The sequence below is a fragment of the Geodermatophilus sp. URMC 65 genome, assembly GCF_053502545.1.
Genome location: NZ_CP199954.1, coordinates 4,292,341 through 4,305,196, shown reverse-complemented (window position 1 = coordinate 4,305,196; position 12,856 = coordinate 4,292,341). Strand labels below are relative to the sequence as shown.

General features: G+C 75.8%; 14 protein-coding genes and 1 pseudogene. 10 read left to right on the top strand and 5 right to left on the bottom strand.

Annotated features, from left to right (window positions below; translation table 11 throughout):
- Window positions 1-12: 12 nt before the first annotated feature.
- Window positions 13-360: pseudogene (locus ACWIX7_RS20875) on the bottom strand (type II toxin-antitoxin system VapC family toxin); the annotation flags it as partial.
- Entirely contained in the window at window positions 357-503 is a 147-nt protein-coding gene (locus tag ACWIX7_RS20870) for a hypothetical protein (RefSeq protein WP_448618321.1), read from the bottom strand. The gene ACWIX7_RS20870 and the pseudogene ACWIX7_RS20875, both read right to left, overlap by 4 nt.
- 204 nt (window positions 504-707) lie before the next feature.
- Between ACWIX7_RS20870 and ACWIX7_RS20865 the strand changes: the two genes are divergently transcribed.
- The 5 genes from ACWIX7_RS20865 to ACWIX7_RS20845 all read left to right on the top strand — a co-directional run bounded on the left by ACWIX7_RS20865 (window position 708) and on the right by ACWIX7_RS20845 (window position 5,141).
- Complete coding sequence (locus ACWIX7_RS20865) at window positions 708-1,811, top strand: serine/threonine-protein kinase (RefSeq protein WP_448618320.1); 1,104 nt, start codon at window positions 708-710, stop codon at window positions 1,809-1,811.
- 58 nt (window positions 1,812-1,869) lie between these two features.
- Window positions 1,870-2,007, top strand: a complete 138-nt coding sequence (locus ACWIX7_RS20860; RefSeq protein WP_448618319.1) for a hypothetical protein — start codon at window positions 1,870-1,872, stop codon at window positions 2,005-2,007.
- Window positions 2,008-2,009: 2 nt separating this feature from the next.
- Window positions 2,010-3,179, top strand: a complete 1,170-nt coding sequence (locus ACWIX7_RS20855; protein WP_448618318.1) for a TRAFAC clade GTPase domain-containing protein — start codon at window positions 2,010-2,012, stop codon at window positions 3,177-3,179.
- Window positions 3,176-4,843 carry a GAP1-N2 domain-containing protein gene (locus ACWIX7_RS20850; protein ID WP_448618317.1) on the top strand — a complete coding sequence of 556 codons (1,668 nt, stop codon included), beginning with the start codon at window positions 3,176-3,178 and terminating at the stop codon, window positions 4,841-4,843. The genes ACWIX7_RS20855 and ACWIX7_RS20850 overlap by 4 nt, the downstream gene beginning before the upstream one ends.
- Before the next feature lie 127 nt (window positions 4,844-4,970).
- Window positions 4,971-5,141, top strand: a complete 171-nt coding sequence (locus tag ACWIX7_RS20845) for a hypothetical protein (RefSeq protein ID WP_448618316.1) — start codon at window positions 4,971-4,973, stop codon at window positions 5,139-5,141.
- 194 nt (window positions 5,142-5,335) lie between these two features.
- Here ACWIX7_RS20845 and ACWIX7_RS20840 read toward each other — a convergent pair whose 3' ends face one another.
- Together ACWIX7_RS20840 and ACWIX7_RS20835 are read right to left on the bottom strand one after the other, a co-directional pair.
- Window positions 5,336-7,546 (bottom strand): SpoIIE family protein phosphatase, encoded by a 2,211-nt coding sequence (locus ACWIX7_RS20840; protein WP_448618315.1) that lies wholly within the window; start codon window positions 7,544-7,546, stop codon window positions 5,336-5,338.
- A gap of 19 nt (window positions 7,547-7,565) precedes the next feature.
- Window positions 7,566-7,916 (bottom strand): STAS domain-containing protein, encoded by a 351-nt coding sequence (locus tag ACWIX7_RS20835; protein WP_448618314.1) that lies wholly within the window; start codon window positions 7,914-7,916, stop codon window positions 7,566-7,568.
- Between the two features lie 74 nt (window positions 7,917-7,990).
- Between ACWIX7_RS20835 and ACWIX7_RS20830 the strand changes: the two genes are divergently transcribed.
- The 3 genes from ACWIX7_RS20830 (at window position 7,991) to ACWIX7_RS20820 (ending at window position 11,161) form a co-directional block, all read left to right on the top strand.
- Complete coding sequence (locus tag ACWIX7_RS20830; RefSeq protein ID WP_448618313.1) at window positions 7,991-8,422, top strand: ATP-binding protein; 432 nt, start codon at window positions 7,991-7,993, stop codon at window positions 8,420-8,422.
- 2 nt (window positions 8,423-8,424) lie between these two features.
- A complete protein-coding gene (locus ACWIX7_RS20825) occupies window positions 8,425-9,921 on the top strand; it encodes a serine/threonine protein kinase (RefSeq protein ID WP_448618312.1) in 1,497 nt (498 codons plus the stop codon).
- Window positions 9,922-10,003: 82 nt separating this feature from the next.
- A complete protein-coding gene (locus tag ACWIX7_RS20820; protein ID WP_448618311.1) occupies window positions 10,004-11,161 on the top strand; it encodes an RtcB family protein in 1,158 nt (385 codons plus the stop codon).
- An 87-nt stretch (window positions 11,162-11,248) separates the two neighbouring features.
- Here the strand turns inward: ACWIX7_RS20820 and ACWIX7_RS20815 are convergent, their stop codons facing one another.
- Window positions 11,249-11,605, bottom strand: a complete 357-nt coding sequence (locus ACWIX7_RS20815) for a cupin domain-containing protein (protein WP_448618310.1) — start codon at window positions 11,603-11,605, stop codon at window positions 11,249-11,251.
- 475 nt (window positions 11,606-12,080) lie between these two features.
- On the opposite strand from ACWIX7_RS20815, the gene ACWIX7_RS20810 reads away from it, so the two are divergent.
- On the top strand, window positions 12,081-12,206 hold the full coding sequence (locus ACWIX7_RS20810) for a hypothetical protein (protein ID WP_448618309.1): 126 nt from the start codon (window positions 12,081-12,083) through the stop codon (window positions 12,204-12,206).
- A gap of 260 nt (window positions 12,207-12,466) precedes the next feature.
- A complete protein-coding gene (locus ACWIX7_RS20805; RefSeq protein WP_448618308.1) occupies window positions 12,467-12,832 on the top strand; it encodes an STAS domain-containing protein in 366 nt (121 codons plus the stop codon).
- The last annotated feature ends 24 nt before the right edge of the window (window positions 12,833-12,856 follow it).

Below are 12,856 nucleotides of genomic sequence, written 5' to 3'. Positions count from 1 at the left end.
GGCCCGGGTGAGACGTCGATCCAGCGTCGCCAGCGGCACGGCGAACTCCTCCGCCAGCGCCACGTATGCGGCGTCGTAGGCGGTCACCGCCGGGTGCAGCTCCCAGATCCGGGTCGCCAGCGGCTCGAAGCCGAACGACCTGACGGTCAACCGCGTGAGGTCCAGGTGCGCGAGCGCTGCGACACCGGCGTCGAGCCGGCCACCGAGCGCCGCCCGGCGCAGGACGTTGGACGCCTCCACCTGCATGTGCGGCGGGGCGGTGAGGTCCTCCCCCCGGAGCAGCGCCCGCGCCCATCCCCCGTCGCTGCCCCCGTCGACGAGGGCAGCGACCACGACGGACGGGTCGACGACCAGGGTCACCGACGGTCGGCGTCCCTCGCCTCGAGGATCGCCTCGGCCGGCACGTGCGTGCCGGTGGTGCGCACCCGCTCGGCCACGCGATCCCACAGCTCGTCGGGATCAGGTCGCTCCGCGAGTGCGGTCAGCTGCCCCCGCACGTTCACAGCGGCGATGACTGCACGGTGCGTGCAGCGCGGTCCGCTGCGGCCTCCTCGGGGCGAAATGGGGGATGTCCCGGATGGTCGTCAGCACGGGGAGGAGTGCACCCTGGCGGCACCGGATGGATGTGGAGGCGGCCGACTCCCACCTCGCTCCCAGGAACAGGGCCTAGCGTCGGCATCCTCGCTCTCGATGGGAGGCCCTACCGCGTGGACGAGGCGCTCGATCCCGCCGGAGCGGTCGCCGACCTGGCCGGGACCCGCCAGATCGGCCTGCTCGAGCCCGGCGACCCGGACCGCATCGGTCCCTACGACCTGCTGTGCCGGCTGCCGCGCGGTGGCCAGGGCGCGGACGTCTTCGTCGGGTCGGCCGGGCCGGACGGCGCGCTGGTCGTCATCAAGCGGCTGCCCGAGGGTGCGCCGGACCTGGCCCGCAAGCGGCTGGCCCGGGAGGTGGAGAACGCCGCCCGCGTGAAGAGCTCGCGGGTGGCCAGCATCGTCGACCAGGACCTCGAGGCCGAGGCGCCCTACTACGTGCAGCAGTACGTCTCCGGGACGCCGCTGGACGAGTTCATGGCGCACCGCTCCGGCGGGCTGAACGCCGAGGAGCTGCGCCGGATCGCCATCGGGTTGCTGCGCGCGCTGCGCGACGTGCACGCCGCCGGCGTCGTCCACCGGGACGTCAAGCCGGGCAACATCATCATCTCCGGGGACGACGTGTGGCTGGTCGACTTCGGCATCAGCCGCTACATCGGCCCGGAGCCGCCGTCGGGCACCGCGACCACGGGCATGGCGGCGCTCGGCACGAAGCTGTTCGCCAGCCCGGAGCAGCTGGCGGGGGCGGTGCTCACCGAGGCCAGCGACGTCTACAGCTGGGGCATGGTGATCGCCTACGCGGCCGGCGCGGTGCACCCGGTGGACCCCGACGACACGATGCCCGACTCCGACTACTACCTGGCGCTGCGGGCCGGCCGGCTGGACCTGAGCGGGGTGCCGGCCAACCTGCTCGACAGCGTGGAGAAGGCGCTGCGGTTCAACCCCGAGCGCCGCCCGACCGTGGCCCAGCTGGCCCGCCAGGTGGAGCAGCGCACCCGCTGGCTCGGCGAGACCTCGCAGATCCCCGACCCGCGGACGACGATGCGCGACCTGCGCTCCCTCGGCGCGGTCACCGAGGCGGCGCGCTACGAGCTGGCCCGGCTGGAGCGGGCGGTCGCCGACACCTGGTCCGGCTTCGCGGCGGCCGCCGCGGTGATGGTGCTGCTGGGCGTCCTCGCCGGGCTGCTGCTCGCCGTCCTGTACCACGTCGTCTTCTAGCACGGTGTCTTCCAGCACTGTGTCCATCTGAGCCCCGAACCCCTCGAGGAGGAGCACCGTGTCCGGGTTGTACGAGCGCGCGCTGACCCAGCAACGGCTCGACGCGCGTCGCCAGCGGTTCCGGGAGCGCCAGCAGGTGCTGCTGGCGATCCTGGTGGTCACCACCGTCGTCTTCTTCGCGCTGTTCGTCCGCTGACGATGCGCCGCCGCGTCTGCCCCCGCTGCCTGGAGCCCCTGACCGCGCCGGTGTGGCGCGACGCCACCGGTGCGCCCACCCGGCCACCGGTGGAGCGCCGGACCCGCTGGCAGCGGCTGCTCGACCCGCTGCGCACCGACCCCCTGCCGGTGCCCACGGCCCGGGACGCGGCCGGCGCGGCCGCGGCCAACGTGGTGCCGACCTGCCCGCGCGGGCACCGGCTGCCGCCGGAGTACCTCGACCGGCCGACGATCGTGATCGGCCTGGTCGGGCTGACCGGCGCCTCGAAGAGCACCTACCTGACCGTGCTCATCGACCTGCTGCACGAGGGCGCGCTGGCCCCGCTCGGCGTCTCCGTCGAGATGGACGAGGAGTCCGCCGCCCGCTTCGACGACCACCGCTACCGGCTCCTGGTGCAGCGCCAGCAGCTGCCGCTGACCCTGCCGCTGCTGGGTGAGGGCAGCTCCCCCGAGCCGTTCATGCTCGTGCTCCGCGGCACCGGCCGGAACGGCGCCGAGCGCACGGTCAACCTGGTCTTCTTCGACGCCTCCGGCGAGCAGCTGTACCGCAGCGAGGACATGGGGCTCTACGGCAGGTTCCTCTACGCGGCGACCTCGCTGCTCGTCGTCCTCTCCCCCGGTGTCTTCCCGCGGCTGCGCTCGGTGGCCGATCCCGGTGAGGACTCGATGGGCCTGGCCCGGCACACGCAGATGGTCGTCAACCTGGCGAACGTGCTGCGCGCCGCCCGGAGCCTGCCGCTCGACGCGCACGTGGACGACGTGGCCACCGCCGTCGTGCTCAGCAAGGCCGACAAGCTGCGCGGCGTGCCGGACTTCCCGGCCGAGACCCTGCGCGACCCCGACCTGCGGACGATGCCGCTGGCGCACTGGTTCGCCGACGTGCGGGACAACAGCTCCCGGCTGGTCGACTTCCTCGAGGTCAGCGGCGGGTCGAACCTGCTGACGGCGGTGCTGCACCGGCTGCCCCGGCCGACCGTGCACGCGGTCTCGGCCACCGGCGCCGACGCCCGGGACGGCGGCTACCCGCGGATCGCGCCGGTCGGCGTGCTCGACCCGCTGCTGGTGCTGCTGGCCCGCTCCGGCTTCCTCTCGGCGGAGGGCCTGGACCCCGAGGAGTACGGCGCGGGCCTGCGCGGCGAGTGGTCGCGGTGAGCGGCCGGGCCTGCCCGCAGGCGCTCTACACCTCGGCGAGCCGCACGCTGGAGGGGCCCGGGTTCGGCGTCTACGCGCACTCCGCGGACTGGCCGGCCGACGTCGGCCGCACCCGCAAGGCGCTCGGCGCGCTGGTCGGCTTCCGGCCCGAGGACGGCGAGGCCTACGGGGTGCTCTCCCGCGGGGCCGGTCGGGTGCTCTACCGCGCGGTGGCCGCCCGCGCCGACGGCTTCGGCCGCCCCGGGAACTACCTGGTGCACCTGCTCTGGGACGAGGGCGGCCGGCTGGGCGTCCGCGACGTGCTCGCGCTGCGCCGGGCCGGGCGGTTCCTCGACGCCCTCCCCGAGGACTGGGCCCCCACCGCCGACCTGCCACCGCTGCGGGTGGCGTTCGCCGACCGGGCCGCGCCGGCGCTGACCCCCGACGAGGTGGACGCGCTCACCCCGCCGCTGGCCGGGTTGCTGGCCACCCTCGCCGCGGGCTCGGGCAGCTGCGCGCTGCCGGTGCGGACGGCGTCGGGCCGCGAGGTGGCCGAGGTGCTCTTCGTCGTCCTGCCGCGCGCGCTGACCAGTGGCGTCTCGCTGCACAGCGGCACCCGGGAGGACGTCGGAGACACCGCACTCGTCGGCGTGCGGCTCACCGACGCGCCCGCCCCGACGGCGGCCGCGGCACACGACACCGAGCGCGCCCGCACGCTGCTCGAGGCCGCGAGCAAGGCCGAGCTCGCGCCCGACGAGCTGGCCGACCTGCGCCGCCTGGACGCGTGGCTGTTCGCCGACGCCTGGGCCGAGCAGGACGCCGCCGGGCTGTCGGCCGACCAGGTGGCCAGCGTGCTCGAGTCGTCGGCCGCACCGCGCTGGCTGGGGCGCGGGGGCAACGCGGCCGCCGCCCTGGACCTCGCCGCCGGCAGCCCGGCCGTCGAGACGGCGCTGCGGGCGGCGGTCGACCGGTGGCCGGCGGTCGCCGAGCTGGTGCGCGGCCGGGTGCTCGCGGCGCTGCTGGACGAGGTGTTCGACGGCGCCGCGGGCCCGGCCGAGCTGGCCGTCGAGGTGGCCGGGGTCGGGCAGGCCGACCTGTGCGCGGCGCTGGCCGACGAGGTGCGCCGTGGGCGCCGGATCACCCGGCTGGACCGCGCGGCCGGTCTGCTGGTCGAGCAGGCGCTGGCCCTGGGCGTCGACCTGCCGCTGTTCCGGCTCACCGGGCAGACCTGGGAGCTGGCACTGCTGGCCACCCGCCGCGAGGTCGTCGGCGATGCGCTGCTCGCGCAGTGGCGGTCGTCGGGGGGGTGGACGGCGGAGCACGGCGAGCTGCTGGGGCACCTGCTGGTCGCCGATCCGGGCTGGCTGGCCCGGCTGGGCGACGCCGTCCCGGTCTCGGCGCTGCCGCCGGCGCTGCGGTGGGCGGCACTGCGCATGGACGTGGCCGGGGTCGAGGAGCTGGCCGCGGCCGTCGCGACCGGGGCCGCCGCCGGGCGTGGCTGGGCCCTGCGCGAGGTGGTGTTCGGTTCGGAGCTCCCGGCCGACGAGGTCGACCAGGTGCTCGGCCGGCGCCTGGAGCTGCTGCTGGTGGACGACGGTTGGCCGCAGGAGCTGGCGCAGTCGTTCGCGCGCAGCCGTGGTGGCGGCGACCCGCCTCGCCGGCGCCGTCGCCGCGGCGACGGGTGAGAGACCCCGACGACGGCACCTCCGCTGCCCCGGCAGTCCCACTGGGCACAGCCGTCCCGGTGCATCCCAGCCACGTCCGCTCCGGCTCCTAGCCTCGGTGCTGACCACGCACGGAAGGACTCTCATCGTGGCCAAGCACCTGCTGGACGAGACCGCCGAGTTCGCGCTCCCCACCCTCGGGCGGCACGCGGCCGACGGCGAGGACGACCCCGGCGACCGGACGCAGCGGTTCGACGCCGGCGTGCGCCGCCAGCCGCCGGTCCCGAGCCGCGCGGACGCCGACGGCCGCGCTCGGTAGCGACACCATCGCCGCGAGAGGTGGAGGCCCCGGCGGCACTGCCCTCCTCGAACGTCCGCCCTGCTCCCGGTGCGGAGCAGCGCCTGACCGTCCACGGAGGCGTCGGGTTCGGAGCACCCGGGTCGTGCTGACCTCTCCCCTGCTCCCAGTGCGGAGCAGCGGCGCGGGTCGGGGAGGGAGCGGTCCGGCGCGGCTCAGGTGCGGCCGAGGCCGACCAGGGTGACGTCGTCGGTGTCGGCCGGGTCGAGGGCGGCGAGCACCTCGTCCAGCAGCGCCTCGGGCTCCTGGCCGGCCGCGACGGCGGCGCAGAGCGTGTCCAGCCGGTCGGGCAGCGGGACGTCGCGGCGCTCCACCAGCCCGTCGCTGTAGAGCAGCAGCCGGTCCGGCCCGGCCAGCCGGAGCCGGGTCTCGGCGTAGTCGACCTCGTCGAGCAGTCCCAGCGCCGGTCCGCGCCCCTCGGACAGCAGCCGCACCCCGTCGGCCGCCGCGTGCAGCACCGGCAGGTGGCCGGCGTTGGCGACCGCGACCTCCCCGGTCTCCGGGTCGAGCTCGACGACGACCGCGGTGGCCAGCTCCCCGGGCAGCAGCGCGGCGATCAGCTCGCCCAGCCCCTGCAGCGCGGCGGCCGGGCCGCGGTCGCGGAGCAGGTGGGCGCGCAGCGCGTGCCGCAGCTGGGCGGTGACCGAGGCGGCGGCCAGGCCGTGCCCGGCGACGTCCCCCAGCACGATGGCCAGCCGGCCGCTGGGCAGCGGCACCAGGTCGTACCAGTCGCCGCCGACGACGTCCGCGGCGCTGGGCCGGTAGCGGGCGGCCAGCGCGACACCGGGCACCTCCGGCAGTGCTCCGAGCAGCAGGGTGCGCTGCAGCGCGGCGGCCAGCCGGTCGTCCTCCGCGGCGCGCAGCAGCGCCGACTCGGTCAGGTGCGCGGCCAGCGCCTGCGCGGCCTCGACCTCGTGCGCACGCCACGGCGTCGCCGTCCCCCGCACCGTCTCGCGCCACGCGGCGAACGAGCGGCGCGGGGACAACCGCGGCCCGGTCCCGGTCTCGACCGTCTTGGGCGTGTGCGGGTTGCCGCCCCAGGTGACCTCGCGCAGGGTCTCCGGCCGGAACCAGGCCAGGAAGTCGCCGCGCCCGCCGCCGACCTCGACCGCGAGCAGGCCGCTGGCGGTGTCGGCGACGTCGACCGCCCCGGGCACCACGCTGCCGAGCGCGTCGGTGGCCGGGCGGCCCTGGTCGAGCAGCGCGGTGACCAGCCCGGGCACCCGCTCGGCGGGCGGGGTGCTGCCGAGCAGGTGCAGCCGACCATCGAGGCGGACGGCGGCGCCGGCGGCGGGCAGCAGGTCCAGCACGGTCGGCGTCCCCTCGGTGAGGGCCTGCGCCGGGGTCCGCGGGGTGCGGCCGAGCGCGGCCACCAGCTCGGCCTGCCGCTGCGCCACCGCCACCACGCGGCCCTGATCGCCGTCCTCGACCGTGGTGTGCAGCAGCAGCGAGGCGGTGCGGCCGAGGAACTCCGCGGCCACGCGGTCGGCGTAGGAGGGGCGGTGCGGGCCGCTGTAGGAGTGGCACGAGATGAGCCCCCACAGCCGGCCGCGGTCGATGAGCGACACCGACATCGAGGCGAGCACGCCCATGTTGGCCAGGTACTCCAGGTGCACCGGCGAGACGCTGCGCAGCACCGCGCCGGAGAGGTCCAGCGGGCGCCCGGTGACCGGGTTGCTGGCCGGCTCCAGCGGCACCCGCCGGTAGGTCGCGTCGGGGATCAGCCGCAGCCAGTTGGTCGCGTAGAGCGCGCGGGCCTGGGCGGGGATGTCGCTGGCCGGGTAGTGGAGGCCGAGGAAGGGCTCGAGGTCCGCGCGGCGGTCCTCGGCGACCACCTCGCCGTTCCACTCGGGGTCGAAGCGGTAGACCATCACCCGGTCGAAGCCGGTGAGCGCCCGGACGTCGCGGGCCAGGGAGGCGGTCAGCTCGTCGAGGGTCCGGCTGGCCGACAGCCGCTGCAGCACCGACGCCAGCCGGGCGTGCCAGACGGCGCCGGCCTGCTCGGCGCCGGCCAGCGGCTCCCACTCGGTGAGCAGCAGGCCGTCGGCGCGGTGGACGACGAGGTCAACCTCGGCGCCGGCGACGGTCACCCGCAGCGGGGTGACCTCGGGAGGGTCCCCGGCCAGGCCGGCGCGCAGCCGGTCGAGGTCGGCGGGGCCGAGCACGTCGGCGAGGGACGCCGGGGTCGGGCCCAGGACGTCGGTGGCGTTGGCCGAGGCGACGACGACGGCGAGGTCGGGCTCGGTGACGGCCAGCAGCGCGCCGTGCGGCTGGATCGCACCCGGGACGGCGATCGGCTCGTCGGCGCAGCGCTGCAGGGCGTCCTCGTCGACATCAGGCCGGGCTGTGCTCGCGGTCAGCGTCATCGCCGTCCGACCCTACGGACTACGGACCGACCTCGTTCTCCGTCAGGCTGGGCGACTCGACGATCGGCACGACCGCCCGCAGCTCCAGCAGGTCGACCACCAGCCGCACCGGCCGGTTGGCGCGGGGGCAGACGACCTCGAGCGCGACGCTCTCCGCAGCGGCGCGGCGGGCGATGCGCACCAGCTCCCGGGCACCGGAGCTGTCGAGGAACGTCGTGTCGGTCAGGTCGACGACCAGGGACTGCGGCTGCTGGGACAGCTGTGACTCCGCCGCCTCCGCGAGGCGCGGGGCGGTCGCCAGGTCCAGCTCTCCGCGTACGCTCAGCGCCGGCCGTCCGAGGACCGTCGTCCGCTCGACGTCGAACTGCACGGATCGGTCCTCTCCATCGACGACGTGGAACCTGAGCAGCCTAGATGCCTGCGGGCGGGAGGGGGGAACCCGGCGTGGACATCGCGTTCACGGTCCACCTCCCGGTGGACACCGGCAGCGTCCCGTTCATCCGCGGGCTGTGCCGGCAGGCGCTGGAGCACCTGCGCATCGAGCGGACGGTGGTCGACGAGATCGCGCTGGCGCTCACCGAGGCCTGCGCCAACGTCGTCCAGCACGCCGGGGAGCACGCCGAGTACGAGGTCGAGGTCGCCATCGACGACCGGCTGTGCCGGATCAGCGTGGTGGACAGCGGCGAGGGCTTCGACCCCGCCGCGCTCTCGGAGCGGGACGACCACTCGCCGCTGGACGAGGGCCGCGGCCTGCTGCTCATGCAGGCGCTGGTCGACCGGCTGGACTTCCGGCACGAGTCCGACGGGCGGCACCGCGTCACGCTGGAGAAGCGCCTGGCGCCGCACCCGCCGCTGCGCCTGGTCGACCCCGTCTGAGCATGGCGGCCACGGAAGACGTCCTCCAGGACCGCTACGAGCTCCGGTCGCTGATCGCCACCGGGGGCATGGGCGAGGTCTGGCGCGGGCAGGACCGGGTGCTCGGCCGCGACGTCGCGGTCAAGGTGCTCAAGAGCCAGTTCACCGGCGACCCGGTCTTCCTGACCCGGTTCCGCACCGAGGCCCGCCTGTCGGCCGGGCTGACCCACCCGAACATCGCCGTCCTGCACGACTACGGCGAGGGAGAGCCCGTCTCCCCCGGCGGCGACCGGCTGGTCTACCTGGTCATGGAGCTGGTGGACGGCGAGCCGCTGTCGGCGGTGCTGGCGCGCGAGGGCCGGCTGACCCCGGAGCGGACGCTGGACCTGCTGGGGCAGGTCGCCGCCGGGCTGGCCGCCGCGCACGCCGCCGGGGTCGTGCACCGCGACGTCAAGCCGGCCAACCTGCTGGTCCGCACCGACTGCACCGTGAAGATGACCGACTTCGGCATCGCCTGGTCGGCCGCGAACGCCACCGTCACCCGCACCGGCCACGTCGTCGGGACCGCGCAGTACCTGGCGCCCGAGCTGGTGCAGGGACAGAAGGCCACGCCCGCCGTCGACGTCTACTCGTGGGGCACGGTCGCCTACGAGTGCCTCGCCGGGCGCCGTCCCTTCGACGGGCCCGACCCGGTCGAGGTCGCGATGCGGCGGGTCTCGGAGACGCCCGCGCCGCTGTCGGCCGACGTGCCCGCGCCGGTCCGCGAGCTGGTCGAGCGCACCCTCGCCACCGATCCGGCCGCGCGGATCCCGGACGGCGCCGCGCTGGTCGCAGCGGTGGCCGACGCCGTCGCGGGCCGCGCGCCGGAGCCGGCCGACGAGCGGACGGCGACCCGCGTGCTGCCCATCGCCCCCGTGCCGCAGTCGACCACCGCCCCGCTGCCGGCGAACCCGGTCGCGGCCGCCGCCGTCCCCCCGGCGCTGCCCGCGCTCGACGGCGACGAGGACGAGGAGCCCGACGACCGCGGCCGCCTGCGCCGGCTGGTGGTGCCGGTGCTGGTCGGGCTGGTGGCCACGGTGCTCGTCGTCACCGGGCTGGTGCTCGGGACCCGGGACGTCCCCACGGCGGCGCCGCGCGCGGCCACCCCCACCACGTCCGCGGCGCCGACGCCGGTCGCCCCGCGGCCCTCCGGCCCCTACGTCCGGGTGGACCCGGCCAGGCACGTCGGTCAGCCGGTGGCCGAGGTGCAGGCGTGGCTCACCGGCCTGGACCTGCCGGTCGCGCTGGTGGCGGTCGAGCGGGCCGACGTCCCCGCCGGGCAGGTCCTCGCGCTCGCGCCGGCCGGCGACCTCCCGGTCGGGACGACGGTGACCGTCACCCACGCGGTCCCCCCGCCGCCTCCCCCGCCGACGACGGCGGCTCCTGCGCCGGCACCCCGGACCGCGACCGGGGACGGGGAGGACGACGAGAAGGAGCGCGGCCGGGGCCGCGGCCGGGGCAACGGGAAGGACGACGACTGAGCTCCTCGATCGGGTAGTGCGGGGATCGACGGCGGGGCGGTCCTGCGCCACCGTCGCGCCACCGACCCGGGACGAGAGGGCCATGGAGAAGATCAGCGACCGGCTGCTCAACTGGGCGTCGATCCTCGAGCCGACCACGCGCGTGCAGGCCGAGCGCACCGCCTCGATGCCGTTCATCCACCCGCACGTGGCGCTGATGCCCGACGCGCACCTCGGGCTCGGGGCGACCGTCGGCTCGGTCATCCCGACCGACCGGGCGATCATCCCGGCGGCCGTGGGGGTCGACATCGGCTGCGGGATGATGGCCGTGCGCACCCAGTTCACCGGGGACGACGTCCGCGGCCGCAACCTGGCGACGCTGCACGAGCAGATCTCGCGGGCCATCCCGCTGTCGGCCGGCCGCTACAACAAGAAGCTGCGCGAGACGGCGGCGGCGCGGGTCGAGGAGCTGCGCGACCTCCCGGGCGTGGCGCAGGCCGACGGCGTCGCGCACAACTGGCCACTGCAACTGGGCTCGCTCGGCTCGGGCAACCACTTCATCGAGGTCTGCCTCGACGAGGACGACCGGGTGTGGCTGTTCCTGCACTCCGGTTCGCGCGGCGTGGGCAACCGGCTGGCGTCCAAGCACATCCGGGTGGCGCAGGACCGCTGCCGCGACATGGACCTGCCCGACCGCGACCTGGCCTACCTCGAGGAGGGGACGCCCGAGTTCGACGCCTACGTCGAGGCGCTGCACTGGGCGCAGCGGTTCGCCGCGCTCAACCGCGAGGAGATGATGGACCGCCTCGCCGAGCAGGTGTCGCGCTTCGTCACCGAGGAGGTGCACCGCGCGCAGGTCGTGCAGTGCCACCACAACTACACCGAGCGGGAGACCCACTACGGCACCGAGGTGTGGCTCTCGCGCAAGGGCGCGATCTCCGCGCGGGCCGGCCAGTGGGGGCTGATCCCCGGCTCGATGGGCGCGGCGTCCTACGTCGTCGTCGGCAGGGGCAACGTGGAGTCGCTGACCTCGGCGCCGCACGGCGCCGGGCGCAACCACTCGCGGGGTGCCGCGCGGCGGATGTTCACCCGCGCCGACCTCGACCGGCGGATGAAGGGCATCGCCTGGGGCCGCTCGGACGCCTTCCTCGACGAGCACCCCGATGCCTACAAGCCGATCGACGTCGTCATGGCCGACGCCGCCGACCTGGTGGAGGTCCGGCACACCCTGCGCCAGGTCGTCAACGTCAAGGGCGACTGAAGAAGGACCCCCGGCCCCCCACCCCTTGCAGGCTCGCGGCGGGGCCCCTGGGGTGCTCCCCTGCCACACCACCCGGCGCGGAGCCGCTCAGGAGGACGGGGCGTCCCGGCCGGCTTCCTGCGCGGGCGGGGCCGTCGCCTCCACCGCGGTGAACGCCTCGACGATCTCGTACGTGTGGCTCACCCCGGCCGGCACCACCCAGGAGTCCCCCGGCCCGAGGTCCAGCGTCTGGTCCCCTGCGCGCAGCCGGGCCCGACCGGTGACGACGTACCCCACCGTCTCGTAGTCCCGGGCCGCCTCGGGCTTGCCCTGGGTCGGCTCTTCCGCGGCCCACAGCCGCATGGCGACCCGGGAGCCCGCAGCCAGGTACCGCTGCCCCATCTGGCCGGCGTGCACGTCCGCCGCCCCGACCTTGCTGACGCGGCCGCTCGTCGTCTCGCTCACGGACTACGGGCTACCCCGACCAAGGGCGTGCAAGCGTGGCTCACCAGGTGTGCACCAGTGGCCGGTGTCCACCGGCCGAGCGGGCGGTCAGGAACCGACGGTCCCGGGCGGCCTCCCCCTGCTCCGCATGCGGAGCAGGGGGAGACGTCCGTGGAGGAACACCACGGCCCAGCGGCGGCACGGAGGTCGCTCAGCGCTCGACCTCGGCGTGTTGCGGCGGACCTGCATGCGTGACCGGAGTCGCGGAACGGGGACCCCTGCGTGCACGTTCCACCGGGTGCTGGCGCTCGCACGCGCCGGTGACCGCGCCCCGCGACGACGCCGAGCGCAGCTGACCCGCTACCGCGCCGGCCCCCGTGCGGAAGCACGTGTGCGCGCCGACGCGCCGCCGCCCAGCGCCGGGCCGGCCGGTCAGCCACCCCACGGACCGCCACCTCCGGACGACGCACGTCCGGAGGACGACAGGAGGACACCCATGTCATCCCGCAGCACCACGCGGACCGCTCGCACGATCAGGTCCTGGATCCGCCGGTTCGACCGGTACACCCTCGTGGTCTTCAACCCGGGCGCGCCCTACCTGCCCCGCAACGACGGGGCCTGACCCGCGCCGCACCGGCCGGTGTCCGCACCCCGCGGACGCCGGCCGGTCGACGTCTGGAGGCCCGACCGACCTCGGCATCCCGGCACCGAGCCCGGCGTGTCGACACGGAACAGTGGTGCACCACTTCATCGAGCACCAGCCAGAACGGGGCTGTGCTGTTAACGTCGAGACCGGGTCGAAGAGCTGGCCCGGACTCCCACGTCCGTGGGGACGTCGTCCGGTGCTCAGCCGCCGGCTGGAGTCCCCGGGAGGGGAACACCATGCGCGCCCGTGTCAGCCCGCAGCGCTCGTTCGAGCGTCCGCTGCTCCTGTCCATCGACCTGCAGACCGGCCGCGTGACCGCCGCCGGTGAGCTCGACCGCCTCGTCGCCCACCGGCTCGGCGACGCGCTGCACGCGCTCAGCGTGACCGGTCACCGCACCTGGACCGTGGACGCCGCGGGCATCACGTTCTGCGACGCCGAGGGCCTGCGGGTGCTCGCCGCGGGCGCCGCTCTGGCTGAGGACCGCGGCTGCACGCTGCGGCTGGTCGATCCGTCGCCGTTCACCGTCCGGCTGCTGCGACTGACCGGCATGGTGGGCCTGCTGGACCCCCGGGCCGACCACTCGCCCGTCGACGCCGCCTGAGCGGCACCGGCCGACGTCCCCGCG